The sequence below is a fragment of the Bacillus sp. SD075 genome (assembly GCF_017355165.1).
Classification (GTDB): domain Bacteria; phylum Bacillota; class Bacilli; order Bacillales; family DSM-1321; genus Peribacillus.
Genome location: NZ_JADILK010000058.1, coordinates 1 through 25,698 on the forward strand (window position 1 = coordinate 1; position 25,698 = coordinate 25,698).

Genomic DNA, 25,698 nt, shown 5'->3' on the forward strand with positions numbered 1-25,698 from the left:
GAACGGGTCTTTTTACGTTTAATTGGCAGGTAACTTCATGCTTTCCTGCATCTGTTCATCTTCTTCAACTAAAATGCGATGTTCAGTCCCTTTATCAAAAAAGTGTGCTTTATTCATGTCGAGGGCCAGTTCGATGTTTTCACCTGCCTGGATAACATTCTTGGCATCGACCCGTGCGACGAAGTCCTGCCCCTCTAACGTGGAGTAGAGCATGAAATCCGCGCCCATGAGTTCGGCTACATCAATTTGGGTCGTGAATTTAGTGTTAGGGGACTCCGTGAAGCAAGTTCCTTCATTATGGAAATCCTCCGGACGGATGCCAAGGATTATATCCTTCCCGATATATCCTTGGTTACGCAGCATTTTCATCTTCAATTCAGGTATTTCAAGCGTTTGTTCGCCTATTTTTATTGTGCCTTCTTTTAATGTTCCAGTAAAGAAGTTCATGGCAGGCGATCCGATAAAACCACCGACAAAGACGTTTATGGGTTTCTCGTATACGTCTTTTGGGGCACCGACCTGTTGGATGATTCCATCTTTCATTACAACAAGACGTGTCGCCATGGTCATTGCCTCTGTTTGGTCATGCGTGACATATATCGTCGTGGTGTCTAGCCGTTTATGTAGTTTAGCGATTTCGGCACGCATTTGAACCCGCAGCTTTGCATCAAGATTGGATAAAGGCTCATCCATCAAGAAAACTTTTGCGTCCCTTACAATTGCGCGGCCAAGTGCCACACGCTGGCGCTGACCTCCTGAAAGGGCTTTAGGTTTCCTGTTTAGAAGCTCTTCAAGTCCGAGAATCCTCGCCGCTTCATTGACCCTTAGTTTGATTTCCGCTTTTGGCGTTTTCCTGAGCTTTAACCCGAATGCCATATTGTCATATACGGACATATGAGGATATAAGGCATAGTTCTGGAAAACCATCGCAATATCACGATCTTTAGGGGGGACATCATTGACTCGCTTCCCATCTATGTATAAATCCCCTTGTGAAATGTCTTCCAGTCCGGCAATCATCCTTAAAGTCGTCGATTTGCCGCAACCTGAAGGTCCTACAAAAACGATGAATTCCTTATCGGCAACACGAAGGTTGAAGTCTTTAACAGCCGTCACCTTTTTATCATAAACCTTGAATATATGATCTAACACTAACTCTGCCATGAAAAATCCCCCTTTTATACTCCTATTACTTGTACCAATTAGCTATAGTCTAAACGATCGGTTTAGAAAAAAATATGGGCACATTGCACAAAAAAAGGATGATATTACCTGTTTGTAAGGGGAATTAATCAGTCAATAAAAAAATCAAGTACGCAGTAAGGGCATGACGGAAGTTTCTAATATCGAGACCAGTTCTTTCAGAGAATTTGTCTATCCGGTATTGTAAGCTGTTCCGATGTATATAAAGCTGTTTGGCGGCATGGGTGGCATTGGAATTACATTCGATATACGTCTTGATCGTTTTGATAAGTTCAGCATCCTGCTTGGTCTTGCCAAGAATCTCATTGATATACCACTTTGCGTTTTTGACGGATGGATCATTAATTAATGAGTGAGGAATGATGTCTGCCAATTCAGCGACCTTAAGATCAGGAAGATGCACCTGTGCCAAATCAAAACACTTTTTCTCCTGAGTCCAGTGATGATGAAGGTCTTGATTTACAGGGTGAAAGCGCCCGGTGAACATACGGGTCTTTACATAAAAGTCACTTTCAAGGGTGGAAGAAATGGCGATTAGTTCTTTATTTGATAATGGTTCATCCCTGTCCGTTTCAATTAAGACTCCTGCCGTTTCATTTTCCCAGACCAATGCTGAGTCAGATGGAACGAAAGCGAGGAAGGCCTCTTCAAAATCCGAGTTGGAAAAATCAGCATGAGTCAGCTTAAAATGAAGAAATCGAACATTCTCCCAGTTCGTTAAAGGCAATGGTGCATTCGGTTCGGCAAAAAAAGCTTTCCATGATGGGTCCTGATGTGCATTGAGGTTATTTGGTTTTGTGGAAGGAGCAAACAGCAATTCCAATAAACGGATTTCGTCGGCTGTGATTTCTGAACGTGGAATGCCAAGTATACTTCTTGAGTCTTCGATCCAAACATAGTCAGTAATATCATCAGTAACCCTTTTATTGGTAAGAGCGTTCGGGAATTTTTGTTTGAGATTTTCTAGCATCGTTTCCACCTTCTTTCTCCCCTTCCATATCATTATAGCGAAAAAGAATAAAGTTCAAAAGAATAGGATATTGCCAGTTTTCCGATAGGGGAAATTCAGGGTTCAAACATAGAGTTCAAAGAAAAGGTGCAAGTATTATTAATTTTAGGAAAGGGTATTGTGTATGTTTATGAATATCGTTAAAAAGGAGGAGATTTATGGATTTAATATTGGGGGGTACACGGTTTGTAGGCAGATTTAGCAAAAGTTGCGATAGTGAAAGGGCATGGTGTCACACTTTTTAATCGTGAAGCAATCCTGATGTTTTTCCCGAAATAGAACAGTTAAGAGGGGCTGTGACGGGGATAAGGAAAAGTTGAAAGGAAGACAGTGGGAGCAGTCATTGACACATCAGGTTTAACCGACGAACTGTATCGATATCTTGCAGATTGTTTAATCAAGTTAAACAGTATACATTTCAAGAATCTCAGTTTATAGTGATCCAACCGAACCAGGTATCGATGAAAATCGAGAAGTTCATACACTAAATGATAAAGCAGAAGAGATTACTTGGACGACCTGGACGTCCAAGCCAAGTTATCGATGCAAGGGACTTGGAAATGATAGGGAAAAATATGACGCGAACATATAAGGCTGTGGGACCAGATTACACACTGACTAAGGGGCAATCACTTGTCGTCTGCAAAAAGGTAACAAGAAGTAAGGCGGATTTTACATGGATATCTGAAAAGTTTTTAAATGGCAATAAAGTGGAGCCGTGGGGAGAGATGCCTTTATGGATAACAGAAGGGCTCCCTTTACCGGGAGCTAAGAAACCTTTGAATGGGTTTTTTGCTGTCGATAACGATAAAGCCATCAATGCTGGATTAGCATTCCGCCCCCCTTTCAGAAACTATCGAAGTTATATGGAGTTGGAAAAAGGGCCGTCCCGAATCTGCCGATAGAACAGCAGATATCAGCAAACAACATGAAAGTGATCTTCATGGATTATGGAAACAGACAGTAGGTTGAAACCTTCTTTTATTATACTGGAGTTATGATTCAATCCCTTCACTTCTCGAAGGATGGTAAAAAAGCGGTGGGGTAAAAACTTCATCGCTTCAGACTGTAGATAAATTCGAAGAAGACGAGTTTGAAAATGTTCCAGTTGCTTTAAGAAATCCGCTCCTTTTCCGCCGACTGTCTGCCAATCCTCATCAAAGCAAGCGCCTGTGGAATCTCGGCAAGCCAGTTAATCGGCAGGATTGTCGTAAACTTCTTCCATCCAATGAGGGTTTCATAAAACAGAAGATGGCCAAAGCGTAACCTAGCCTTAATCAAGGTCCGGAATGAGACCATTCCGAACCCCTTCTCTTATCGATAAACTGAAGCTAAGGAATAAATCCCATCGTTTCAGTTTATCAATGTGCTTACATGATTTGTGAGAATTTCAAGGTTTTCCATGGCGGCTTCCACTTTTTCCTTGTTGATATCAGGGAAAAGAAGATGGATGTCTTCACCTTCTTTGACAGAGTGAGCTGCAATCTGTTGAAGTTCCTCCTTATGTTCAGCCGTCAGGCCAATATCAAGCAATGTCATAGGCAGTTTAAGCACCAGGTAGATTGGCAGCAATTGTTTGATTTCTGAGAATTTCCCTTCTAAAACAAGTTGGACTAAAATGCCATATGCCACTTTTTCACCGTGAAGTAACGGATGCGTTTGCGTGATGGAAGTCATGCCATTATGAATGGAGTGGGCACCGGCAACGCGCAAGTACTGGTCGCCAAAGCCACCAACTAGACCACTGGTGATGATGTTCGTTTCGATTACACGCTGCAGCGCGTCTGTCCATTTACCATTTTCCAAATCAGCTAAGGCTTCCTCGCCATATGTCAATAAAACTTCCTGGCATTGCCTTGCGGCTATATGGGCCAATTCAATACAAACGGACTTGGAGGCAAGCTTTTCGGCCAGTGCATTTCCCTCGTACCATTTCGCCAATGTATCACCGATTCCAGCGCGTAAATAGTTAACAGGCGAATTCAGAAGAATTCCTGGTTCGATAAATAACATCCAAGCGCTTTTTTCATGAATATCATAGCGGATATATGAACCATTATCATCATAAATGACACTCAACGGTGTCCAGGCAGCACAGGTGGAAGCCAGGGTTGGAATGAGGATGATTTCCTTTTGAAGCGAGTTTCCGGCCGATTTGGCTAAGTCGAGCAGCTTACCGCCGCCAATGCCGATTAATGCATCCACACCGTGTTCAAGAGCAGACTTCTTGACGCGTTCAATTTCCGCATCACTGCATTCCCCGCTGTATGTGAAAAAGATCGGCTCAATATTTTCTAAGGAAGGAAAAAAGGGTTCAGCAACTTTCCATGATTTTCTTCCATGAATAACGAGCACTTTACGAATGTTCCCTTTACTCAGTTTTTCTTCCAGGTTTTCAAGGACATTAGCTTTACAAGCGTAATAAGCGGGGCCGCTGCGGACCTCCAGTAAGGTATTCATATTCGTTCTCCTTAATGAAAGGCCTGTTCCCAGTAAAGGGGAATCAGGCCTCGATTATTTGATCATTTCATCCAGTTTGGTTTTCCGAATCCGACAAATTTGTCATCGATCACTTTTTCAAACTGATCGGATTCCACTACTGATTTAATATCCTTGGCAAATTGAGCGTCTACATCTTTTGTATTCACTGTAACAACGTTTCGATACATATCTGGCATCTTTTCTAAAACAAGGGCATCCTTTAGGTCCATTTTCGCTGCAAGAGCGAAGTTGCCAGGGACTGCTGATAGGTCAACACTGTCTGTTGCCCGTGGCAATTGTGCGGATTCCAATGGTTTGAGTTGGATGTTTTTGGGATTTTTCGTTACATCCTTTTCAGATATTTTTAAAGGGTCGACATCTGGATCGACTTCAATCAACCCTTCATCCACCAGCACTTTAAGTGCACGTGCGAGGTTAACCGGATCATTGGGCACCGCAAGGGATGTACCGTCTTTAATTTCCTTCAATGAATTATACTTGTTCGAATATATGCCCATTGGTGCTGTTGGAACAATGATAAGGTCGGAAAGCTTTAAATCATTTTCTTTAGCGAAATTATCCATGTACACTTTATGCTGGAATAGGTTGGCGTCGATCGAATGGTTGCCAAGCGACTTATTCGGCTGGATATAGTCGGTGAATTCGACGATCTCTATTTTGTAACCGAGATCTTCAAGACCTGGTTTGATGGCCTCTTTAACCATATCGGCGTAGGGCCCTGTAGTCGCCCCGATCTTCAATTCTTTTTTGTCATCAGTTTTTGGGGATGCATCATCACTCCCGCAAGCTGCCAAGCCAAGGGCAAGTGCACAGACTGATAATAACGAAGCTATTTTCTTCATTTGAAATTCCTCCTGATTAATGAAATGTATTGAATCATTGAAAAAATGACTGATCCTATCGTTTGTTAACTATGTAGGAGGCTTTGTCACCAACCATCTGAATGATTTGCACAAGGCAGATCAGTACGACGATCGTCGTGATCATGACTGTATTGTCATAACGGTAATATCCATACCGGATGGCCAGGTCGCCAATTCCGCCTCCGCCGATTGTCCCTGCCATTGCGGAGTAACCGATAAGCGAAATGGTCGTTAATGTAAGTCCTTGAATGATTCCCGGTTTTGCCTCTGGAAGAAGTACATCCTTAATGATCATCCATGGTGTGGCACCTACGGCAATTGCAGCTTCAATCACTCCTCTGTCTATTTCACGTAATGCTGATTCAACGATCCTTGCAAAAAAAGGTATTGCGGATACGGACAGGGATACAGAAGCCGCTCTTGGCCCTATCGTCGATCCCGTAAGAAGGTCCGTTAAAGGAAGGAGGGCAACCAAGAGAATGATGAACGGGATTGAACGGACAATATTGACTGCGAAACCGAGAGAGCGATTCACGATGCTATTTTCAAAAAATAAATTTCTGGTTGTCGTAAACAGCAATACTCCAAGCGGTAAACCGATCAGCAAAGCTACTGCAAGGGAAACGCCGACCATATAAATCGTTTCAAGAAAGGCTTTATTAAGATCAGGTAAAATATTGACGATGGGATCAAGCAGTGACATGTTTTAACACCTCCACAGAACTGGAACGATTTTTTATATATTCCAATGCCAAATGAATTTGGGCGGCATCGCCAATTAACTCGATGATCAATATGCCTAAAGGGACATCCTGGATATACTCAATTTTACCGTGTAAAATATTACCCTTTACTGAATGGGATTGGAGAGTATCCGAAAGAATCGACTCACCGGCGGTATGCCCCTCGAATTGAATTTTAAGAATCGTACCTTTACTTTCTTCAATCAGGTGCGAAGGGAGTTCGAAATCCAGTACACTGCTAATGAATTGTTTCGTTAATTCCTGCTTAGGCTGTGAAAATATTTCATAAACGGGACCTTCCTCAATTACCCGTCCATCCTGCATGACGGCGACTCGGTGGCACAGTTCTTTGACCACTTCCATTTCATGTGTAATCAAAACGATGGTGATACCCAGCTCACTGCTTATCTTTTTCAATAACTGTAAAATCGCTTTTGTAGTTGTTGGATCAAGTGCTGAGGTCGCTTCATCACATAATAGGACAGTGGGGTCATTTGCTAATGCGCGAGCGATGCCGACCCGTTGCTTCTGTCCACCGCTAAGCTGCGCCGGATAGACATCTTTCTTATCGCTGAGCCCTACAATTTCCAATAATTCCAATACACGTAACCTGATGTCGTCCTTCGATCGATGCGCGGCCTTTAAGGCGAAAGCGACGTTTTCATAAACGGTTTTTGAACTGACAAGGGAAAAGTGCTGGAATATCATTCCGATTTTTTGGCGTTGTTTACGAAGCTCATTGCTTGATAAAGATGTTAAATCAATGCCGTCGATGATGATATTTCCACCTGTCGGACGTTCAAGCAAATTCAAGCAGCGGAGTAATGAGCTTTTTCCAGCTCCACTGTAGCCGACAATTCCATACACTTCGCCAGTTTTAATGGTCAAAGAAACGTTATCCACTCCGATAACTCGGTTTTTCTTCGAGACGTATTCCTTTCGGACTGAACGGATTTCAATCATAAGCTTTCCTCCTTAAACATTAAAAAAGCTACATCTATCATTCAGAAAGAGGCAGCGAAATTATATCTCGTCTTATCTTTCAGAATGCAATCATTCTGCAGGAAGTGGCACCGTTCCCTTAGGGCGGTTGCCGGACATCGCAGGGCCTGATCCCTCCGTCACTCTTGATAAGTAAATTATTATTTTAGAATATTTCAAGTTTATAATATAATCTATATTATTTGTAAAATTCGACAATGTCAATCGTTTCTGTGATTTTGAGATCAATTTTTGTCGTTTAATTTGGTACGGTCCGCTAAAAAGATTCATGGAAAAAGCGCAATTATGCAATAATCCAGCATTTCTATCCAGGTTGATTATTCTTCTATTTCCTTGTCAAAAAGGTAAAGTGGAACTACATTTATTATAGTAAAGTTAAAAAAAGGAAGATGACTCTTTTTTTGTACAAATGGGGGAGGGAATTGAATGATAGAGATTAAGAAGATTAATGATGTGGTTTGTGTGCACGGTACTCCTGGCAGGAACAAGTCAGGGATGAGTGTTTATGTCTTTTTAACGGATCGCCTATTGATAGATACTGGTGCAGAGATTTTATTGGAAGAACTTATTCCATTCTATGAGTCTGCAGACTTCGACTCAGTTGCCCTGACTCACTATCATGAAGACCATACGGGGGGTGCTGCATGGATACAGGAGCATAAAAAGGTCCCGCTTTTCATTCACCCTATGTCGGTTGAGGTTTGTGCAAAGGATGCTGTATATCCTGAATATCGCAAAAATTTTTGGGGAAAGAGAGAGTCATTTAAAGCAGATCCCCTAGGGAAGGCCATTCATTCCCGTACCCAAACGTGGGAGCCGATTTTTACCCCAGGTCATGCGAAGGACCATATGGTGTATTTGAATCACAGTAATGGCATGCTCTTTTCAGGAGACCTTTTCGTAACACCAAAAACAAAGCTTATCTTACGAGAAGAGTCTGTCCCGGTCATCATCGATTCCATAAAAAAATTACTTCAATATGACTTCGGGGAAGTGTTTTGCTGCCATGCTGGGCATGTGCCTGATGGGAAGGAAATGTTTCGAAAAAAACTTGATTATTTGGAAAACCTCCAAGGTGAAATTTTACGATTACATTCTCAAGGACTGACCGTTCATGAAATCCAGCAGGTCGTTTTACCGAACCGCTATCCCCTTATCGAGATATCTGGGCATGAATGGGATTCAGAGCATATCATTACCTCGATATTAAAAGAAAAAGTATTGATTGATAAGGATAGTCTGGCAAAACATTAATTGGTGATCTTGTTAATGGAAGAAGAAATATCGTAAGGATGGAGGTGGTCCTAAGCAATTTCTTTTTGAACTCTGTAGCAGCGCGAATTGTAATTTAAGGGATAATTTGATACATTTAACCTGAAAATTAAATACGTCTAGAAAAAGGTGCAGGCAATATTTTTGAAAATTGTCTGCTTAAAAGGGAAGTCCGGTTAGAGTCCGGCGCTGTCCCGCAACTGTATATGGGAGCGATTCGAAGAATGCCACTGTCTTCTACAAAAGAGGATGGGAAGGTTCGAAAAGCGATGATCATGAGCCAGGATACCTGCCTGTTTTTAGCACAGCATCATAAGCCTACGAGGATAGGAGGTGTTAAGTGCGAAAATTGACAAGAGCATGTTTTTCATTTTTTGGAAAATGGAAAATTCATGTTTATTTTTTGTTATCTTTCGTTTGCACTCTAACAACTTCTAATCGGGAAGTTGTTTTTTTTTTTTAGAAAGGAATCCGATACAATAGTAGATTTTTAACAAAATCATAAAGAGAGCTTATCTTCCTATGGAACGGAGAAAAGAATTCTTTATGAATAAAATTAGAAGAGGTGTCATGCATGTTTGGAACTGTTAGGTATTATACGGATTTTTTAAAAGCTCAGGTTATGTATAATTTTTCTGGCGAAGACATGGTTTCTTTAAGTGAAAATTATGCAAGGTTGAACAAGGAAATTAATGTGAAGGCAAAAGATTCAAAAGAAAAAGTTGAGTATTTACTTAATCTTCAAAAGGCTTATGTAATAATCAATAAAGAAATGTTCGGGCTAGAGGAAGAGTCGGCAGTTTTATAAAAAAGGAGCCACCTAAAGGAGGCTCCGACATTATTATTTATTTTCGTTTGGATCTGTTTCATCATAAAAGTCATGTGCTTCTTCAATGTTTTGAAGGTCAGCGGCTGAATAAACATTTCCACCAGCGAGTCCTTCATTGATGTAACGGTCGATGTCTAAGAAAGCGGAGTTCTTTCCTTCATATTCGGTATCCTTCAAAAATGTCATTTTTTCTTTATCCAAGATAAATCCCTCCTAGCCTTTTCTTTAGTTTAGGCAAAGGAGTTTTTTTTATTCCGTTTAGGGGGTTCATTCGTAAACATGGAAGATCATTAAATCATGTATCATGCTTTTGAGTTCGGTTTCATCTGTTTCAGAGGGCGGATTGGCTGTCCACTCGATGGATCCATCTTTATGATACAAGGCCTGGACTGCCTGCTTGTTGAAGTAAAAGGAAATTTTCCATCCTGGCAGATTCTTATGCAATGGTGCCCATTGAAAATGAGTGATCATATGTATTACCTCCATATATACAGTTTCTCATTTAATTATAATGGAAAACAGCATCTGGAGGTGTTATTTAATTTTCAGGTTAGGAAAAGTTAATTCAATGAAAAGATTTTTTAAATGTAAAAGCCTGTTTGTTTCAATTTCTTCCTCATCGAATTGCATGGGCTTTGAGTTCACTTCGTATATGAAGAGAGAACCTGATTCGTCTTCCCCTATATCAATGGAAAACTCCCCGAGAAATCCGATTTTTTTTGAAAGTATTTCTCCGCATTTTTGGGCGATATTCGCTAATTTTAGATTCAGGCTTCTAGATTGCAGGTCTTGATAAGGAAAAAGCTTACCTCCTCGGGGAGTGTGGGTTGTGATTTCCTGATTTTGTGACATCCTTACCGCTTTGCCTGTCACTTTATAAAAACCTTTTTCATAATGGACGAGAATCCGGTAATCGTAACGATGTCCAAAAAGCTTTTTTGGTAGGATCGCCTGTTGAGCAATGTAGCTCCTTTTTAATAAATCCCTTTTTTTTGTTTCCCAGAATGACATGAAGTCCGGAAAGGACTCACTATGCCTTAAGCTATTGAACAATAGTGTATCATCATCATTTTTGATTATGGTATAAATGCCCTTTCCTTGGCTTCCTTTGCAGGGTTTAAGGTAAATATGCCTGTAGGTCTCCAGGAAAGCATCAAGGCAACCGCTGTTTCGTAAGACCATTGTGGGCGGAAGGTGATTGGTGAGGGATCCATCTTCCATTAATGCTTCGTACATCACATATTTATCTATAAAACAGGGATTGAATAGATTCATTTTGCATTCTTTGAAATTTTTGATGAGATCTTGGAATTCCTTCGAAGCCTCATAGCTCCTCGAGGGGATACGGTTATAGACGATGTCAGGTAAGGGCACCTTACATTCGATCCACTTATTTGAAATGGAGGAAAAAACATAAGCTCTCATCGACTTGGTATGAAGAGCATTTCCTGTGAATACATACGCCAATATTCCATGTTTCAATAAATATAAGGATAGGTCCCGAAAAAGGTTCAGGTTTCCACCCAAACCTGATTCCTTTTTGGGATTGGAAATAGTTAAAATTCCGACGGCAAGCATCCGATTACCTGGAAATATTGTGATTGGAATTAGGAGTTGATTTGAATGGTCCTTTTTATAGCTGATTTCCTCTTCGGCAGAGCCGGCGAAAAGCTCCGCATTCTCATGAGTGTGGTACCAATTTTCAGTGGGGATATCGTAAAAAATGTTCATCGCGGCACACTGATTGATTTCGTAATCGTCTGTTCCGTAAGATAAATGGCATAATCAAGGCTTAGCTTTCTGGTCAGCAATTCGAAATCCTTGAGCTTTGGATGGGAGAAGATGGAACGTCCCGGTTTGGAATTGGCTTCAAACATCCAAACCTGCCCTTTTTTATCCAACCCAAAATCAAATCCTATTTCTGCAATGATGCCATCCAAGTTCTTTTCTATACTGTCACTTAAAATCAGTGCTGCTTCTGATAACTTTCGTTCGACTTCTTGGGCCTCATCGTCATCTCCAAACAGTTCGGCAACCGTTTTGATGACACCCCCGCTTTTAATGTGGGTCGTGACGCTGCCGGCGCCGGCGATTTTTGCCGCGATCGCGGTTACCTGCCATTTTCCATTACTGTCCTTGTTCGTATGGACCCGGAAATCCACTGGACGTTTTTCAGATCGAATTAATGGGATGCCCTGCTGCACGATAAGATTCTCAAGCGGTCGGTCGTGAAAAATATGTTTAACGATAGATTCCAGTGTTGAAAACTTTTGCAGTTTATTTTCTTTTGCTTCATTTGTATAGCGGCAATAGTAAACATCCTCGCGCTTATCATAAAGAATTTGATGAATCCCTAGACCGAGGCTGCCGTGAATGGGCTTTATATAAACTTGCCGGTAATGGGAAAGAAGGGTTTCCACCACGGACATGGATTGAAATGGATACGTTTCCGGCAAATATGATAGTGCCCGCTCATCTGCGCATAGCCTTTCGTTTACATCCCATTTATTGAAAAAACCAGGATTATACCATGGAATGGTATACTCTTTTTGGAATTTTTGCTTCACTTCTTTAGGTCCATCGCGGTTTTCAGTCAACCGATTTGGGAGACGGTCATAGATGACATTAGGAAAAGGAAATTCATTAATGTGCCAGTCACCGTTATCAAATACATAGCCTTTGATTGTCTCCTCATCCCAATTGATTACATTCTCTCCAAAGACAAAGGGGATACAGCCTGTGGTCCTGCTAAGTGAAAGAAGCTTTGAGAAAAATTCCGATCTCTCCCCTAATGGTTTGTTTGAAAGCCCGGTGAAGCCTGAAGAAAAAATTCCGACAAGTGGTCCGATATGGATGCCCTTTCCGTATATGAACAAATGAAGGGGAATATCGATATGATCGAATATTAGAGATTCCGCAAGACTTTCCGATAGGACGATTGATTGAGTGGTTGCCGGGTTTTGTTTGACGATGGCAGGACATGAATGTCGTCCGAAATAAATCAATTCAATCTCTGCCAAATCCCCAAGCTCTGAAGGATAGAAGAGAACATTGCCTGGGATAGCGGCAATTTCGGCAGGATAAGTCTTTCTCACTTTCTATTCACCTGCTTTCTGAAGATGTTCGGCTAAATACTGGCTATATTGAAACGGTGCACGATGAATAACTTTCATGGTCTCCGGCTGGAGTGCCTGAATGATTTTCCTTCCGGGCTTCGAGTTAATGTCCATTATCCATATTTGGCCTTTTTTATCGATGCCTAGATCAATCCCCAATTCGAATAATCTTTCAAAGACAGCTTCGGTTTCTACGGGCAGGGTGCGAAGGATATGCTGAATCTTTCGTTCGACAGCAATCGTAATCGTTTCCGGGTTTCTTTTGATGAAGGTATCCAGTGAAATGGCTTCCCCGCCTGTGGCAAGATTTGAGGTAATTCCATCTTTTGGTCCCGTCCGAATTCCGCGGCCCCGTTCCATCCAGTGATTCTTCTCGCTTTTTTGAAGTAAAATCCGTAAATCAAATGGCTCGTTATTTTGGTTGCAAAGTTCCAAATATGGCTGGCAGAGGTATTGGTATCGATTTAATAAATGCTGCAGCCATTTGTTAAGCTGAGATTTGGAGGAGAATGGGCGGTCATATTTGGTGCCCTTTTTCGTCATGGATACCAATGTGCCGTCTTCGGTATTTGAAAGAAGATAGATCCCTGTACCGCCTGCACCGAATTCAGGTTTGATGATGATTTTATCCAGGCGCTCCAAATGGCCGGTAATGTCTTCTGGTGTCGTCACTTGTACGGTCTCTGGAAAAAATGCCTGTAGGTGTGGATGTTTTTTTAGGATTTGGTACACTTCCCACTTACCAGGAAGGCCCAGCCCTAAGAAATTCGAGTTATCTTTTAACCAATCGATTTTGTGTCGCGTTTCCGTTGACTCACGAACTAATCCGTGAAAACAGCGATCATATACAAAGTCAGGTAATTCAAAAGATGCGGCGATCCACGTTTCATTCTCGGCATCAAAACGCTCGCCCCGCACTTTTTTTAGACCCATATCAATATTATCCGGCGAGAATTTACAAACTTTCATATTAAATGATTTAGCGGTTTTGGCTATTTCGGTGAAGTAGTTGTTTTCATGTGTATCCGACGCGGCCATTAATCCTATTAACACGTGCTAGCAACTCCTTTTATGGATGGTTTTCGCGGTAAAGGGCAAGCATGAAATCTATGATTGACTTTACTGATGGACGAAAGGTTTCATAGTTGCCTTGAAATTTTTTCGAAGGTTTTGAATTCACTTCGATGATCCATGGATGGGTATCGGTATCCAGTGCTAAATCGATCCCTAGCTCACCGAATGAATCGTCATGTTTTTCCGCTAAGGCCTGGGCAGTGTTTTTAGCCAGCCGTACGAGCTTTTGATATATGCGGCTGGCGTCCTGAAGGTCAAATGCTTCCTTTAGAAAATCCGGCCCATTTTTCATTAATCCGCCTTGTGCAATATTGGAAACGATAGTACCAGGGTCCCCGATCCGGGCAACCATTGATGATACTCTCCATTCAAGCTGATCGTTCCGGTGAAGAAGCATGCGGAAATCAACTTTTCTCTGATCGGTTTCGAATAGGGAAATCCCTTTTTGAAGAATGAAGGATTGTTTTCTGGAAAACCTTTTTAAGGTTTCATACAACTTTTCATCCGTATCAGCAAAATGCACATCCTGGATATGCCCAGATTGCTCGATCTTCCATTTTTCAGCTACTTGCGTTAATCTGCAAATATTCCTGCCTTGGCTGCCTGATACGGGTTTAAAGTAGATTACCGAATGCTTTTTTATAAATGTGAAGAAAGATTCCTTTTCGTTAAAAAGGATCGTATCTGGTAAATTGGGCAACAGCTCATCTTCTAAGATTAGCAGTTCATGTACATGATGTTTGGAGAGGAACCTTCCATTGAACATCGGTATCGACCGTTCCTCCAGTTCAGTTTTAAACAGCTTGAAAGAATGCGATTCCTCAAGTTTGCGCGAATGAATCCGGTTATAAAGTACATCAGGAATGGGGAGGGGCAAGGTTTGCCAGCCATCTTGCCCTGGCAGGTAACCATCCACAACCCCATCTTGAAGAGACTGCAGTTTTACTAAATAGAAGGGGATGCCTTGCTGATTGCAATATGATTTCATTTCCTGATAAAATTTTTCCATCTCCCCGAATTTCCCATCTTGTAAGGGATTCTGGTTCATGAGTGAAGCGAAGAATGGGCCTATTTTAATTTCCCTTCCCTCCGCATGGTATGAGACGGAGATTGGATCAAAAAAAACGGGTAAGGATAAAATTTGGTTCATATCATATGAAAGTTTCAATGTAGGCTGGGGTGACGGGAATGGCTGGACAAGTACCGGGACAGAACGGCATCCAGCCATGATCGTTACGGGTTCTCCAAATTGAAGGCCCCATTCCTCAAATAGTTTTTCTTCGATAAACAGTAGTGCCTTCTTTCTAGTCTCTGCGGGATTTACCGTAATGAAAACTTTTTGATGGTTAAGGTTCATAATAATTCCCCGTTTGCACAAAGTTTGTTATCCTTAATAATTAAATGATGGGCAAATGTGGATAACACATTCTATGTTTTTTTAATAAGAAGGTGTCATCAAGCCTCTATTTCAAGCAATAAAAGGAGCAATTTCATGGTTGAGTTTGGATGACGATCCTGTTTATGGTTGTCGTAGGTGCTGTAATAGGTCTTCACGAATTTATTAGCTATCAGAATGCTGTTCAGACCTTATAAACCAATCTGCATTTTCGGGAAACAGCTGCCGTTGACACCAGGGGTGATTCCGAAGCGACAGGGTGAGTTAGCCAAACAATTAGGTAAATTGGTGGTTGATCATTTAATCACGCCAGAGAGCATTCAAAGTAAAGTCATCAATGATGTCTCTATACAGAATATGAAAATTGTCGTCAAGGCAGAAGTAAAGAAAGCATTGTCCACGGAAAAAAGTACAGATCGATTGCTTGATCAATTGGGAATGAAGAATTCTTCATATACATTAGGACAGGGATTACAAACATTCATTCTTGGTAAATATGAAACCTGGTCGGAAGAGAACAGGAGCAAGAGCAAGAGCAAGAGCTTGAAGGATATCGTCCCGCCTCACATTCAGCAAAAAGCCCTCGACTCGATTCCTGATTTGTCACGTTTCATCGTGGAAAAGGGAAAAGAATATTTTGACAGTGCAGAAGGCAAAAGCTGTCTTGAAGACATGTTGGATGATTTTTTCAAGGAACGGGGAAAGCTGATCAATTTAATTCAGATGTTCATTGGAAACGAAAAGTTAATTGATAAGATTCAGCCGGAAATCATTAAATTCTTGGAACAATCGAGAACGATTGAAATATTGTCAGTGATGATGGTGAAAGAGTGGGGAAATCTCGAGAAATGGGATGTAGAGAAAATCGAGGGAATGGTCGATGATCACATACCTTGGGGCTCTGTTTCGTGGAATAATCGGATTATTTCAAGGTTTCGTAACTGTTTTAATAGGATGACGTGTAATTCGCAATCGGATTTGTTATAGTGGAAAAGGTGTAGGAATACATTGATTACCGGGAGGGGAAAAAATGAGTAACGTATATGATGCAGCGTATGAAATGGAAAAGGCGATTAGGGCAAGTAATGAATATGCCGATTTGCAACGCTTATATGATCTTGTCAATTCTGATGAAGCAACAAAAGGAATGTTTGAAAACTTCCGTAATCTGCAAATGTCATTGCAGCAAAAGCAAATGATGGGGCAGGAGATTGCACCGGAAGAGGTTGAGCAAGCACAAAAGACGGTACAGCTGGTCCAACAAAACCCAACCATTTCACAATTGATGGAAGCTGAACAACGGATGAGCATGGTCATCGCAGACCTCAATAAAATTATCATGAAGCCGCTTGAAGATTTATATGGCTTGCCTGAACAACAGCAATAAGCAGTTGGAGAGACTCCCTTCTATAATGGTTGGGAGTTTTTTTGTACCCTGAAAGCACCAGTGTAAGGCTCATGAACCACTATTTGTTCTATTCTCGAAATTTTAGTCATAAATTTGAAAGAGGATATTACAGATGGGGGAGATCAGCATGGTATATCGATTACTTGCGGTCAATATCGACGGGACATTGCTCCAATCGAATGGCCGTTTAAATAAATCGACTAAAGAAGCAATAGATTATGTTCACCAAAAAGGTGTCCATGTTGCACTTGTGACGTCAAGAAACTATCACTCAGCAAAAAAAGTGGCCAAAGCCCTAAAAATAAATCCGATGATCGTTGCTCAGCAAGGAGCTTTTGTCGGAGCTTCCATAGAAAAGCCTATTATGGTAAAAAGAATATCAGAAGAACTGACTGCAGAGCTCGTGCAAATGCTTGAAAAGACCACGTGCCAAATATTGCTCATTCATGAAAAATACTCGCTGGGCAACCGGGTAAACCTTCCGGAGAATTTGCTTGGTAAAACGGTTATGTATATGAATGATCAAAATATTTATGCGCAAAATTATGTGGATGATATCAGTGAAGAACTTTTTGACCAGCCGATGGCCCCGACGAAGATGGACATAATATTTCCAGAAAAAAGTGATCGAAATGATATGTTGAAATTGATAAAGGAAATGTTCCCTGAAGTGGATGCAATCTTACACCCTGGACATAAAATGACAATCGTTCCGAAGGGTGTTTCCAAATGGAGTGGTGTATTGTATTTAGCTGACCATTTAGAGGTGAAAAGAACGGAAATCGTCTCGATTGGAGATGGATTGGATGATATGGAGATGATTGCCGGGTCAGGTCTGGGAGTTGCCATGGGCAATGCGGATGAGGAAGTAAGGAAAGTGGCAAAATGGGTGACGCGCTCCAATGATCAAGATGGCGTTGCCTATATGCTGAGGGAATTTTTCCGGAAACAGCATCCAATCGATTTCTTACAAAAGATGAATATGCTTAAGTGAACGGTGGGGCTCCCTTATAAAGAAGGGGCCCCCATTCAATAATGCCGCATGTGAGGCCTATTATCTTTCATAATAATTATAAGTTTCTTTCCATAAACTAAAGGAAAATCAGCAATGGAAAGGAAGAATTCAATGGGTGTAATCCATGCAAAAGAAGTGCAAGTCGGTGACGAGGTATTCGTGATTTATAATAATCCCCATGTTCCTACCGTTTCGAATATAAGGGCAGCGGAAATTGTTCCGCATCCCAAAGATCCCAATGCAGTTGCCTTGTTCCTGAACGATACATTTCATACGATTGAGGATGATGATGCTTTGTTCACTTCGGAAGCCTCAGCGAAAAAAGCATACAGTGATTATATGGATAACCAGGGCCTGATGACTTGAAGAGGCTAAAACTTCGCTTAACGGAAAGAGAATGAACAGATGAAAGCCCTCGCTTAAAGAGCGGGGGCTCAATTATTAAATTAGAGCGCCGAACAAACGTAGCTTTGCATCGATTGGACCCATAAAAGGCTCCAAATTCACGAGTATTTGCTCACACTTACGTGTAAACGCACCGATACTCACATGTCAGAAACCATTAGTGATTAAAATAGCATATTTGACTGGTGAAATTCCATCTTAAATAAAAAAACTGCCCCTCATTTTTTAAGAAAAACAGAGTGACAGTTACTTAATCTCAGTTATTGGATTGTATGAATCGTTTCATTGCATGAATTTGGCCTATATGATTGGTTTCGTGCAAGACTACAAAATTAATGAATTCCCCCACTGTTTCCATTCCGTTGAAAGGCTGTGCCGTTTTTTCTGTCAATCTTTCTTCCGGAATTTCAAGAAGTCGACCAAGTTGTTCATGTAACTGTTGCTTTAAAACTTCAACGGTAGGTACATCCCCGGTCCAATCGGCAGGTTTTGAACCATATCCGAATAGCTGGCTGTAATTCGCTGGCAAATGGCTGCTGGAGTTCAATAAAAATTTTTCCGCTGCAGTAAGGACATGTCCAATGTGCCAATGGATTGTATTATTAAAACCTTCAGGCTGCACATCCATATACTCCGGATCGATTCCCTCGATTTCTTTTAAAAGATTGCCGCGCATGGCTGTCAGTTGATTTTTAACATAATTCATTTTACATTCCCCTTTCAATCTTATTTTTCTTACTGCTACTCATGAAATTATAGCAAGTATATTTCTAGGTTATCAAATTTTAGATCAGTCTTTTCAAAAGAGAAAGGCTTTTTTATTTACAATTTATTTCATTTTAAGGGTTGTAATTGTCAGATAATTAATTATAATTAAAATAATGTCAGATAAACTTACATAACCATGTAAAGTTAAAAGAGTAATAAGAGGATGGTTATTGAAGTTTGTGTATGCATTTATGGCAAGGGGAGCGTGCATCCGAATTTAATGGGAGTACTTTGAACATTTGGCGGTATAGTTTGGCAAAAGGAGAGAGGGTATGCGTTTAACAGCAAGGGAACAGGAAAAGCTAATGGTTGTAGTGGCGGCAGATTTGGCTAGAAGGCGAAAAGATCGCGGCTTGAAATTAAACTATCCAGAAGCCATTGCCTTGATTACCTATGAAATAGTCGAAGGGGCTAGGGATGGGAAATCAGTATCGGAACTGATGCAATTTGGCAGGACAATTCTTTCAAGTGAAGATGTTATGGATGGGATTCCTGAGATTATTCATGATATTCAAGTTGAGGCAACGTTTCCGGATGGTACAAAGCTTGTGACTGTTCATAATCCAATTCAGTAAGGAGGAGACCCATGATACCAGGTGAATATATCTTGAAAAAAGAACCGGTCGTATGTAACGAGGGAAAGATTTCAACGGTCATGACAGTCATCAACAGGGGAGACCGTCCGATACAGATTGGCTCACACTTTCACTTTTATGAAGTGAATTTTGGACTGGAGTTCATTCGTGAGAATGCTTTTGGAAAAAGGCTGAACATTCCTGCCGGTACAGCTGTGCGTTTTGAGCCGGGCGATGCAAAGGAAATCGAGCTGGTCCCATTCAGCGGCAAGAGGGCAGTTTATGGATTAAGCAATAAAACGAATGGTCCGCTTGATAAGGAGTGAAAATATGAGTCTTGAAATGTCACGTAAGCAATATGCCGACATGTTTGGTCCGACAACAGGGGATTTAATTAGATTGGCAGATACCGAGCTTTTCGTAGAAGTGGAAAAGGATTTTACAAAGTACGGGGATGAAGTGAAATTTGGCGGGGGTAAAGTGATCCGTGATGGTATGGGGCAACATCCAACCGCTTCAAGAGATGAGGTGATGGATCTTGTTTTCACCAACGCGATCATCATCGATTATACAGGCATTTATAAAGCGGACATAGGCGTGAAGGATGGAAATATTGCAGCTATAGGAAAAGCGGGAAATCCCCTATTGATGGATGGGGTGACAATGGTGATAGGAGCAGCTACTGAAATAATTGCAGCTGAAGGAAAGATCGTTACAGCTGGTGGTATTGATGCCCACATCCATTTCATTGCCCCGCAGCAAATCGAGACTGCACTGTCAAGCGGGATCACGACAATGATCGGTGGGGGAACCGGGCCTGCTACGGGAACGAACGCCACGACATGTACTCCGGGAGCTTGGAATATACATAAAATGCTCGAAGCAGCAGATCACTTCCCTATGAATCTCGGTTTTTTGGGTAAAGGTAATTCCTCGGCCAAAGAACCGCTTGCCGAGCAAATAGAGGCTGGTGCTATCGGGCTGAAATTACATGAAGATTGGGGCACGACGGCTGCAGCGATCGATACAAGTTTAATGGTGGCTGACGAATACGATGTTCAAGTGGCGATTCACTCCGACACGCTTAATGAAGGTGGCTTCGTCGAGGATACGATCAGAGCGATCGACGGCCGTGTCATTCATACATATCATACCGAAGGAGCGGGCGGGGGGCATGCCCCTGATATCATCAAGGCGGCTAGTTATCCGAATATTCTCCCTTCCTCGACAAATCCTACCCGTCCATACACCATCAATACGTTGGAAGAGCATTTGGATATGCTGATGGTATGCCATCATTTGGATCCATCCGTTCCGGAGGATATTGCTTTTGCCGATTCCCGGATAAGAAAGGAGACGATTGCAGCTGAAGACATTCTTCATGACCTGGGCGTGTTTAGCATGATCAGCTCCGATTCCCAAGCGATGGGGCGTGTAGGGGAAGTTATACTGCGAACATGGCAGACGGCCGATAAGATGAAAAAGCAGCGTGGCAAAATGCTTGAGGATTTAGGGGAAGGGGACAATTTCCGCGTTAAGCGTTATATTGCCAAATATACGATAAATCCTGCAATTACACATGGGATTTCTGATGTCGTCGGTTCAGTGGAAGAAGGGAAATTCGCAGATTTGGTGCTATGGGATCCTTCCTTTTTTGGGGTTAAACCGGACATGATTCTTAAAGGGGGCATGATCGCGCACAGTATGATGGGAGATCCGAATGCTTCGATTCCGACGCCTCAACCCGTGTTATACCGTCCGATGTTTGCAAGCTTTGGCAAGGCCGTTGCGAGTACGTCGATTACGTTCCTATCAAAAGCATCATATGAAGCGGGAATTCATGATGACCTTGGTTTGAAAAAAATAATGAAGACTGTCTCGAACATTCGCAATCTTACAAAAAAAGATATGAAGTTAAACGGGAAGACCCCCGTCATAGAAGTTGATCCGCAAACATATGAAGTGACGGTGGATGGTGATTTAATTACGTGTGAGCCAGCGGAAATCCTGCCTATGGCGCAGCGATACTTTTTATTCTGAGGTGATGACATGATAGTTGAAGAAGTATTGGGAAATATAGAGTTTATTGAAAAAAAAGCGAAACATATGGAAAAGGTTTATCTGGAAAGCGATGCATTAAGAAAACGGATCCTAAGGGTTAAAACGGACCATGGAAATGAAATTGGGATCCGCCTTAAAGAAAACAAGGATTTGATGGATGGCGACATCCTTTATATGGATGAAAATAATATGATCGTGATCCATACGATAGATGACGATATTTTGACGATCTTGCCTACAACTCTAGGGCAGATGGGCGATATAGCGCATCAATTGGGAAATCGCCACTTACCTGCCCAATTTGATGGGGATGAAATGCTTGTTCAATATGATTACCTGGTGGAAGAGCTCTTAATGGAACTGGATATACCGTTTCGTCGTGAAAAGAGAAAGGTGAAGCAAGCATTTCGTCATATCGGCCATTCACATGATTGAACGTTTGTTTCCGTTGATCCAGCTTTGTGATTCCAATTTTCCTTCTGGGTCGTTCTCCCATTCATTCGGGATGGAGACTTACATTCAAGAAGGGAAGATCCATGATGCAAATTCTTTAAAGGCGTTTTTGAAGGTATACATCTCCAAATCTTTAACCTATACAGATGGACTGGGGTGCCGGCTTGCATATGAATTCGTAAGGAGTCATAGGGCTGAAGGGATATGGGACCTGGATGAGTTGCTTTATGCGGCATGTTCTGCCCGGGAATCAAGGGAGGCCTCGAAAAGAATTGGACAGCAGATGGCTAAACTGTGCTCGAACTTATACCCGTCCGAAGAGTTATCGGCATACTTGAAGAAAATCCAAGGAAAACAATGCTATGGACATCCGGCCATTGTATTTGCGCTTGTGTGTGCCGAACTGAACCTTACCGTAGAGATGGCCATTCATGCCTGTTTGTATGCAGCCGTGTCCTCGCTGATCCAAAATGCAGTAAGAGGAATCCCTTTGGGTCAGACAGCTGGACAATCCTTGTTATCATGGACACATGAGGTCATCCAGACAGCCGTTGCATTCATTAAAGGACTTCCTGCAGATGAAGTCGGACGGACACTGCCGGGATTGGAAATCGCCCAAATGAGGCATGAGGGTTTACATGTAAGACTATTTATGAGTTAACCAGAAAAGAGGTGAGAGGTTTGCCTCATATGGAGGTAAATCGATAATAGATGAAACAAGTAGTCAAAATAGGTATAGGCGGCCCGGTTGGTGCCGGAAAAACGATGCTTGTCGAGAAGTTGACACGGGTAATGGAAAATGACTTCAGCATGGCAGTTGTAACGAATGATATATATACAAAAGAAGATGCGCTGTTTTTAATGAAAAATGGTGTGCTACCTGAAAATCGGATCATTGGTGTGGAAACCGGAGGCTGTCCACATACCGCGATACGTGAGGACGCCTCGATGAATTTTGCAGCCATTGATGAGTTGATGGAACTCCATCCTGAACTGGATTTGATTTTTGTGGAGAGCGGCGGTGATAATTTAGCGGCAACCTTCAGCCCTGAACTCGTTGACTTTTCAATCTATATCATTGATGTCGCACAAGGGGAGAAGATCCCCAGGAAAGGTGGCCAGGGAATGATTAAATCGGATTTATTCATCATAAATAAAACGGACTTGGCCCCGTATGTAGGGGCAAGCCTGGAAGTGATGGAGAGGGATACATTAACGACCCGAGGGGATAAACCTTTCTTTTTTACTAACTTAAAAGACGAAAAGGGTTTGACAGACGTCGTGAACTGGATAAAGTCAGAGGCGTTTCTAGTAGGTCTTGAGCAGTGAGTTGGACTGGAAGCATCCGCTTAAAGGCGGTACTGAAAAATGCTCGAACGATAGTGAGTGATGCTTATTATGACGGGGCGTTCAAATTGTCCCGTCCTGTGTTTCTTGATGAACTTTCACCTACCTATTTTCTCATTCATGTTGGAGGCGGCTATGTAGGCGGTGACAAGTACCATCAGCTTTTTTGTTTGGAAGAAGGGGCTACAATGACATTGACGACACAGTCTGCGACAAAGATATACAAAACGATGGATGAGCCGGCAGTGCAGAAAACGGAGTTAGTTTTAAAAAAGAATAGTTTCCTTACCTATGTGCAGGACCCTGTAATTGCCTATGAATCCTCTCGATATATTCAGGATACGACGATACATATGGAAAGCGGAGCGGGATTGTTGATGACTGATATATTTACACCGGGATGGTCAGAGAGCAGGGGGGCTTTTACATATGATTGGATCCGCTCCAAAATGAACGTGTTTCATGATGGTAAAAGGCTGATAATGGACCACTTGTTTCTGAATCCTTCAGACGAGATGGACTCTGTCCTTTTATTGGAAGGATATAGTCATTTTGGCTCGCTATTATTGATAAATCAAGAGGTGGATGGGGAATTCATTACCGAACTCGAAGAAATGCTTTCCCCGTTGGGAAGCAATGTTAGAATAGGTTTTTCCCGGCTGCCAATACGTGGTTTGATGCTGCGGGTATTGGCCAATCAAACTCAACAGATAGAAAAGGTATTTTCAGTTTGTGAGGATCATTTCCGGAGGAGGAGCCGTCAGGTGGATCCAATTTTTTATCGTAAATATTAGTAAAGGGAAGAAGGAGTTTTATGGAAATGAGTTTATTGCTGGTTTTAGCGATTGGATTTGTATTAGGCATCAAGCATGCTCTGGAACCCGATCATATCATTGCCGTTTCTACGATTGCGAGCCAAAGCAAGAAAATATGGAAATCTTCACTTGCAGGAATATTCTGGGGAATCGGGCATACACTTACTCTTTTGTTGTTCGGTGTCATCTTGATCCTTTTGAAAAACGAAATTCCGGAAGCTTGGGCAATGTCATTGGAATTTCTAGTGGGAATCATGCTGGTATATTTAGGTATCACGACGATTTTTTCTTGGAAGCGAACGGAGCGTCATGACCATACAGGCAGGGCTACATATCTGAAATCGATGTTAGTGGGAATTATTCACGGACTTGCAGGCAGTGCTGCAATGGTCCTTCTTACAATAAGTACGATAGATGCAGCGTGGCAGGGGGCAATCTACATCATCATATTTGGTGTAGGTACTTGTATAGGCATGCTTCTGTTCACTACGATTTTAAGCATCCCCTTTGTCACGAGCTCTTCCTCCAAAAAGGTCAATCGTTCACTCATCCGATTGACAGGTGTGATAAGCACGGTTTTCGGAATCTATTATATGTACAATCTGGGCATCAACGAGGAACTATTTTCTGTATGGTTTGGTTGAATCAGGCCATATGCAAGGGATACAAGGTTCATGAACTCTCAAGCCAAAAGCTTGAGGGTTTTTTGCTGTTAATAAATTGAGAAACTTTCCTATTACTCTTTTGAGTGGACTAGTATAATGAATTATATTGGATAATTAATCCATTTGGGTATGAGGAGATGACATGTAATGAAAAGGAAACCGTTCCTGGTTGCACTAAGCCTAATATCAATAACGTTAGCTTCAGGTTGCACACCAAAGCAAGAACATATTTCGGTACAAAAATATGAAGGTAAACACTACAAATTTGAAGCATATAAAGAGAAGATTGAAATGGGGAAAACAAAAAAAGCAAAAGAAATAGTACAGAATGCTGATTGGGAACAATTCGCATTGGAGAAGGATCATCCTAAAGCTGACTTCATCTTTTATTTTAATGATGAAAAAAGCGAAGGTAAAATAGCTGTATTTTATGTTTGGGTTAATACTGATGAAAATATTGTAGAATTGACGAAGGATCAACATAGCCAGTATGTAGAGTTAAATAGAAAGGATTCTGCAACTATATTAAGACTGCTGCATTAATGAAAGGCAAGACATGTACGTTCAAAAACCTCCAGACAAGCATTTACATTTGAACACTCATGTGCCTGAATATCATCTGAGTTAGAGTTATTTAACGTAGCCGGCTTTTTAAGGTGTAATCTTTAGGGGGACTTATGAGGAAAAATACTTTATCTAATGGAAAAACGGTGGAAGTTGAACGTTTAAGCTTGTTTTGACAAGTGGGGAAATGGAAGCCGAGGGTGATGTAATAGTCGAATCTGAATATTTTCATGCTCACCAAGACGTTGCCTGTCCCATTGAAGGTTTAGTATTTTAGCATCTTAACGCCATATTAAGTGCTTTGATGAATTAAATGAACCAGAAAAGGTTGACTACATAAACCTAGTAGCCAAGAATTAGAAAAGTTCAAAGGGAAATATTAGGGGTAGAACACGTTTATTATTTTTACAATGAGGATATTACCCGCCACTTTCATACTTGGATAGTTCCTCTATATGAATGGATGTACGATTTTTGGCGTTCGGTGGAGTCAGTTAGACCGGTTTTGCTGCATGCAAGGAACAGATTGAATGATGTTGAAAATTTAAAAAGAGTAATGGAGAGTATCGAGGCAGTAAAAAAACCTTAATCCTTAATTAATCAGACTGTAGAT

The 25,698-nt window shown here is 41.6% G+C and carries 30 protein-coding genes and 2 riboswitches; of the genes, 16 read left to right on the forward strand and 14 right to left on the reverse strand.

Features of this window, described 5'->3' with window-relative positions; translation table 11 throughout:
• Positions 1-18 precede the first annotated feature (18 nt).
• Together IOC57_RS22940 and IOC57_RS22945 are read right to left on the reverse strand one after the other, a co-directional pair.
• Entirely contained in the window at positions 19-1,164 is a 1,146-nt protein-coding gene (locus IOC57_RS22940; RefSeq protein ID WP_207440862.1) for an ABC transporter ATP-binding protein, read from the reverse strand.
• A 124-nt stretch (positions 1,165-1,288) separates the two neighbouring features.
• Positions 1,289-2,173, reverse strand: coding sequence for a PucR family transcriptional regulator (locus IOC57_RS22945; protein ID WP_286185131.1), 885 nt, complete (start codon positions 2,171-2,173; stop codon positions 1,289-1,291).
• Between the two features lie 527 nt (positions 2,174-2,700).
• Here IOC57_RS22945 and IOC57_RS22950 point away from each other — a divergent pair.
• Complete coding sequence (locus tag IOC57_RS22950) at positions 2,701-3,117, forward strand: hypothetical protein (RefSeq protein ID WP_207440864.1); 417 nt, start codon at positions 2,701-2,703, stop codon at positions 3,115-3,117.
• 208 nt (positions 3,118-3,325) lie between these two features.
• Here IOC57_RS22950 and IOC57_RS22955 read toward each other — a convergent pair whose 3' ends face one another.
• From IOC57_RS22955 to IOC57_RS22975, 5 genes are all read right to left on the reverse strand, one after another.
• Positions 3,326-3,511 carry a hypothetical protein gene (locus IOC57_RS22955; protein WP_207440865.1) on the reverse strand — a complete coding sequence of 62 codons (186 nt, stop codon included), beginning with the start codon at positions 3,509-3,511 and terminating at the stop codon, positions 3,326-3,328.
• Positions 3,512-3,565: 54 nt separating this feature from the next.
• Positions 3,566-4,672 (reverse strand): iron-containing alcohol dehydrogenase family protein, encoded by a 1,107-nt coding sequence (locus tag IOC57_RS22960; protein ID WP_207440866.1) that lies wholly within the window; start codon positions 4,670-4,672, stop codon positions 3,566-3,568.
• Positions 4,673-4,734: 62 nt separating this feature from the next.
• The gene (locus IOC57_RS22965) at positions 4,735-5,556 is read right to left on the reverse strand and encodes a MetQ/NlpA family ABC transporter substrate-binding protein (protein WP_207440867.1); all 822 of its coding nucleotides are present in this window, start codon (positions 5,554-5,556) and stop codon (positions 4,735-4,737) included.
• A gap of 55 nt (positions 5,557-5,611) precedes the next feature.
• Entirely contained in the window at positions 5,612-6,280 is a 669-nt protein-coding gene (locus IOC57_RS22970; protein ID WP_207440868.1) for a methionine ABC transporter permease, read from the reverse strand.
• On the reverse strand, positions 6,267-7,283 hold the full coding sequence (locus IOC57_RS22975) for a methionine ABC transporter ATP-binding protein (protein ID WP_207440869.1): 1,017 nt from the start codon (positions 7,281-7,283) through the stop codon (positions 6,267-6,269). Before IOC57_RS22975 ends, IOC57_RS22970 begins: the two co-directional genes overlap by 14 nt.
• 69 nt (positions 7,284-7,352) lie before the next feature.
• Positions 7,353-7,457: riboswitch (SAM riboswitch) on the reverse strand.
• 291 nt (positions 7,458-7,748) lie between these two features.
• Here IOC57_RS22975 and IOC57_RS22980 point away from each other — a divergent pair.
• Both IOC57_RS22980 and IOC57_RS22985 read left to right on the forward strand, forming a co-directional pair.
• A complete protein-coding gene (locus tag IOC57_RS22980) occupies positions 7,749-8,576 on the forward strand; it encodes an MBL fold metallo-hydrolase (protein ID WP_207440870.1) in 828 nt (275 codons plus the stop codon).
• 128 nt (positions 8,577-8,704) lie between these two features.
• A riboswitch (cobalamin riboswitch) is annotated at positions 8,705-8,905 on the forward strand.
• Positions 8,906-9,168: 263 nt separating this feature from the next.
• Positions 9,169-9,402 carry a hypothetical protein gene (locus IOC57_RS22985; RefSeq protein WP_207440871.1) on the forward strand — a complete coding sequence of 78 codons (234 nt, stop codon included), beginning with the start codon at positions 9,169-9,171 and terminating at the stop codon, positions 9,400-9,402.
• A 33-nt stretch (positions 9,403-9,435) separates the two neighbouring features.
• Here IOC57_RS22985 and IOC57_RS22990 read toward each other — a convergent pair whose 3' ends face one another.
• The 6 genes from IOC57_RS22990 to IOC57_RS23015 all read right to left on the reverse strand — a co-directional run bounded on the left by IOC57_RS22990 (position 9,436) and on the right by IOC57_RS23015 (position 14,970).
• Entirely contained in the window at positions 9,436-9,624 is a 189-nt protein-coding gene (locus IOC57_RS22990; protein WP_063232287.1) for a hypothetical protein, read from the reverse strand.
• Positions 9,625-9,690: 66 nt separating this feature from the next.
• Entirely contained in the window at positions 9,691-9,894 is a 204-nt protein-coding gene (locus IOC57_RS22995) for a YheE family protein (protein WP_207440872.1), read from the reverse strand.
• A 63-nt stretch (positions 9,895-9,957) separates the two neighbouring features.
• Positions 9,958-11,154, reverse strand: a complete 1,197-nt coding sequence (locus IOC57_RS23000) for a YheC/YheD family endospore coat-associated protein (protein WP_207440873.1) — start codon at positions 11,152-11,154, stop codon at positions 9,958-9,960.
• Positions 11,151-12,518 (reverse strand): YheC/YheD family endospore coat-associated protein, encoded by a 1,368-nt coding sequence (locus IOC57_RS26380; RefSeq protein ID WP_207440874.1) that lies wholly within the window; start codon positions 12,516-12,518, stop codon positions 11,151-11,153. The genes IOC57_RS23000 and IOC57_RS26380 overlap by 4 nt, the downstream gene beginning before the upstream one ends.
• A gap of 3 nt (positions 12,519-12,521) precedes the next feature.
• On the reverse strand, positions 12,522-13,592 hold the full coding sequence (locus IOC57_RS23010; protein ID WP_207440875.1) for a YheC/YheD family endospore coat-associated protein: 1,071 nt from the start codon (positions 13,590-13,592) through the stop codon (positions 12,522-12,524).
• A 16-nt stretch (positions 13,593-13,608) separates the two neighbouring features.
• Positions 13,609-14,970, reverse strand: a complete 1,362-nt coding sequence (locus IOC57_RS23015) for a YheC/YheD family endospore coat-associated protein (protein ID WP_207440876.1) — start codon at positions 14,968-14,970, stop codon at positions 13,609-13,611.
• A gap of 216 nt (positions 14,971-15,186) precedes the next feature.
• Between IOC57_RS23015 and IOC57_RS23020 the strand changes: the two genes are divergently transcribed.
• The 4 genes from IOC57_RS23020 (at position 15,187) to IOC57_RS23035 (ending at position 17,798) form a co-directional block, all read left to right on the forward strand.
• Positions 15,187-15,996, forward strand: coding sequence for a DUF445 family protein (locus IOC57_RS23020; RefSeq protein ID WP_207440877.1), 810 nt, complete (start codon positions 15,187-15,189; stop codon positions 15,994-15,996).
• A gap of 43 nt (positions 15,997-16,039) precedes the next feature.
• A complete protein-coding gene (locus IOC57_RS23025) occupies positions 16,040-16,396 on the forward strand; it encodes a YlbF/YmcA family competence regulator (protein WP_034314741.1) in 357 nt (118 codons plus the stop codon).
• A 148-nt stretch (positions 16,397-16,544) separates the two neighbouring features.
• Positions 16,545-17,411, forward strand: coding sequence for a Cof-type HAD-IIB family hydrolase (locus IOC57_RS23030; RefSeq protein ID WP_207440878.1), 867 nt, complete (start codon positions 16,545-16,547; stop codon positions 17,409-17,411).
• A 114-nt stretch (positions 17,412-17,525) separates the two neighbouring features.
• Positions 17,526-17,798, forward strand: coding sequence for a transcriptional regulator SplA domain-containing protein (locus IOC57_RS23035; protein ID WP_286185130.1), 273 nt, complete (start codon positions 17,526-17,528; stop codon positions 17,796-17,798).
• 295 nt (positions 17,799-18,093) lie between these two features.
• Here the strand turns inward: IOC57_RS23035 and IOC57_RS23040 are convergent, their stop codons facing one another.
• Positions 18,094-18,543, reverse strand: a complete 450-nt coding sequence (locus tag IOC57_RS23040) for a DinB family protein (RefSeq protein WP_207440879.1) — start codon at positions 18,541-18,543, stop codon at positions 18,094-18,096.
• Between the two features lie 334 nt (positions 18,544-18,877).
• On the opposite strand from IOC57_RS23040, the gene IOC57_RS23045 reads away from it, so the two are divergent.
• The 9 genes from IOC57_RS23045 (at position 18,878) to IOC57_RS23085 (ending at position 25,064) form a co-directional block, all read left to right on the forward strand.
• Positions 18,878-19,180 carry an urease subunit gamma gene (locus IOC57_RS23045; RefSeq protein ID WP_207440880.1) on the forward strand — a complete coding sequence of 101 codons (303 nt, stop codon included), beginning with the start codon at positions 18,878-18,880 and terminating at the stop codon, positions 19,178-19,180.
• 11 nt (positions 19,181-19,191) lie between these two features.
• Entirely contained in the window at positions 19,192-19,506 is a 315-nt protein-coding gene (locus IOC57_RS23050; RefSeq protein ID WP_207440881.1) for an urease subunit beta, read from the forward strand.
• 4 nt (positions 19,507-19,510) lie between these two features.
• On the forward strand, positions 19,511-21,220 hold the full coding sequence (ureC, locus tag IOC57_RS23055; RefSeq protein ID WP_207440882.1) for an urease subunit alpha: 1,710 nt from the start codon (positions 19,511-19,513) through the stop codon (positions 21,218-21,220).
• A gap of 9 nt (positions 21,221-21,229) precedes the next feature.
• Positions 21,230-21,676 (forward strand): urease accessory protein UreE, encoded by a 447-nt coding sequence (ureE, locus tag IOC57_RS23060; RefSeq protein WP_063232276.1) that lies wholly within the window; start codon positions 21,230-21,232, stop codon positions 21,674-21,676.
• The gene (locus IOC57_RS23065) at positions 21,669-22,355 is read left to right on the forward strand and encodes an urease accessory protein UreF (RefSeq protein WP_207440883.1); all 687 of its coding nucleotides are present in this window, start codon (positions 21,669-21,671) and stop codon (positions 22,353-22,355) included. Before ureE ends, IOC57_RS23065 begins: the two co-directional genes overlap by 8 nt.
• A gap of 50 nt (positions 22,356-22,405) precedes the next feature.
• The gene (ureG, locus tag IOC57_RS23070; RefSeq protein ID WP_207440884.1) at positions 22,406-23,023 is read left to right on the forward strand and encodes an urease accessory protein UreG; all 618 of its coding nucleotides are present in this window, start codon (positions 22,406-22,408) and stop codon (positions 23,021-23,023) included.
• Entirely contained in the window at positions 23,020-23,835 is an 816-nt protein-coding gene (locus IOC57_RS23075) for an urease accessory protein UreD (protein ID WP_207440885.1), read from the forward strand. The genes ureG and IOC57_RS23075 overlap by 4 nt, the downstream gene beginning before the upstream one ends.
• A 20-nt stretch (positions 23,836-23,855) precedes the next feature.
• Positions 23,856-24,500 carry an urease accessory protein UreH domain-containing protein gene (locus IOC57_RS23080; protein WP_207440886.1) on the forward strand — a complete coding sequence of 215 codons (645 nt, stop codon included), beginning with the start codon at positions 23,856-23,858 and terminating at the stop codon, positions 24,498-24,500.
• A 168-nt stretch (positions 24,501-24,668) separates the two neighbouring features.
• Positions 24,669-25,064, forward strand: coding sequence for a hypothetical protein (locus IOC57_RS23085; protein WP_207440887.1), 396 nt, complete (start codon positions 24,669-24,671; stop codon positions 25,062-25,064).
• Positions 25,065-25,698 lie beyond the last annotated feature (634 nt).

Excerpts from the sequence above, each read along its gene's own strand:
- IOC57_RS22940 (WP_207440862.1), bottom strand. The coding sequence starts at position 1,164 with ATGGCAGAGTTAGTGTTAGATCATATATTCAAGGTTTATGATAAAAAG.
- IOC57_RS22945 (WP_286185131.1), bottom strand. The coding sequence starts at position 2,173 with ATGCTAGAAAATCTCAAACAAAAATTCCCGAACGCTCTTACCAATAAA.
- IOC57_RS22950 (WP_207440864.1), top strand. The coding sequence starts at position 2,701 with ATGATAAAGCAGAAGAGATTACTTGGACGACCTGGACGTCCAAGCCAA.
- IOC57_RS22955 (WP_207440865.1), bottom strand. The coding sequence starts at position 3,511 with ATGGTCTCATTCCGGACCTTGATTAAGGCTAGGTTACGCTTTGGCCAT.
- IOC57_RS22960 (WP_207440866.1), bottom strand. The coding sequence starts at position 4,672 with ATGAATACCTTACTGGAGGTCCGCAGCGGCCCCGCTTATTACGCTTGT.
- IOC57_RS22965 (WP_207440867.1), bottom strand. The coding sequence starts at position 5,556 with ATGAAGAAAATAGCTTCGTTATTATCAGTCTGTGCACTTGCCCTTGGC.
- IOC57_RS22970 (WP_207440868.1), bottom strand. The coding sequence starts at position 6,280 with ATGTCACTGCTTGATCCCATCGTCAATATTTTACCTGATCTTAATAAA.
- IOC57_RS22975 (WP_207440869.1), bottom strand. The coding sequence starts at position 7,283 with ATGATTGAAATCCGTTCAGTCCGAAAGGAATACGTCTCGAAGAAAAAC.
- IOC57_RS22980 (WP_207440870.1), top strand. The coding sequence starts at position 7,749 with ATGATAGAGATTAAGAAGATTAATGATGTGGTTTGTGTGCACGGTACT.
- IOC57_RS22985 (WP_207440871.1), top strand. The coding sequence starts at position 9,169 with ATGTTTGGAACTGTTAGGTATTATACGGATTTTTTAAAAGCTCAGGTT.
- IOC57_RS22995 (WP_207440872.1), bottom strand. The coding sequence starts at position 9,894 with ATGATCACTCATTTTCAATGGGCACCATTGCATAAGAATCTGCCAGGA.
- IOC57_RS23000 (WP_207440873.1), bottom strand. The coding sequence starts at position 11,154 with ATGAACATTTTTTACGATATCCCCACTGAAAATTGGTACCACACTCAT.
- IOC57_RS23015 (WP_207440876.1), bottom strand. The coding sequence starts at position 14,970 with ATGAACCTTAACCATCAAAAAGTTTTCATTACGGTAAATCCCGCAGAG.
- IOC57_RS23020 (WP_207440877.1), top strand. The coding sequence starts at position 15,187 with ATGCTGTTCAGACCTTATAAACCAATCTGCATTTTCGGGAAACAGCTG.
- IOC57_RS23025 (WP_034314741.1), top strand. The coding sequence starts at position 16,040 with ATGAGTAACGTATATGATGCAGCGTATGAAATGGAAAAGGCGATTAGG.
- IOC57_RS23030 (WP_207440878.1), top strand. The coding sequence starts at position 16,545 with ATGGTATATCGATTACTTGCGGTCAATATCGACGGGACATTGCTCCAA.
- IOC57_RS23035 (WP_286185130.1), top strand. The coding sequence starts at position 17,526 with ATGGAAAGGAAGAATTCAATGGGTGTAATCCATGCAAAAGAAGTGCAA.
- IOC57_RS23040 (WP_207440879.1), bottom strand. The coding sequence starts at position 18,543 with ATGAATTATGTTAAAAATCAACTGACAGCCATGCGCGGCAATCTTTTA.
- IOC57_RS23045 (WP_207440880.1), top strand. The coding sequence starts at position 18,878 with ATGCGTTTAACAGCAAGGGAACAGGAAAAGCTAATGGTTGTAGTGGCG.
- IOC57_RS23050 (WP_207440881.1), top strand. The coding sequence starts at position 19,192 with ATGATACCAGGTGAATATATCTTGAAAAAAGAACCGGTCGTATGTAAC.
- ureC (WP_207440882.1), top strand. The coding sequence starts at position 19,511 with ATGAGTCTTGAAATGTCACGTAAGCAATATGCCGACATGTTTGGTCCG.
- ureE (WP_063232276.1), top strand. The coding sequence starts at position 21,230 with ATGATAGTTGAAGAAGTATTGGGAAATATAGAGTTTATTGAAAAAAAA.
- IOC57_RS23065 (WP_207440883.1), top strand. The coding sequence starts at position 21,669 with ATGATTGAACGTTTGTTTCCGTTGATCCAGCTTTGTGATTCCAATTTT.
- ureG (WP_207440884.1), top strand. The coding sequence starts at position 22,406 with ATGAAACAAGTAGTCAAAATAGGTATAGGCGGCCCGGTTGGTGCCGGA.
- IOC57_RS23080 (WP_207440886.1), top strand. The coding sequence starts at position 23,856 with ATGGAAATGAGTTTATTGCTGGTTTTAGCGATTGGATTTGTATTAGGC.
- IOC57_RS23085 (WP_207440887.1), top strand. The coding sequence starts at position 24,669 with ATGAAAAGGAAACCGTTCCTGGTTGCACTAAGCCTAATATCAATAACG.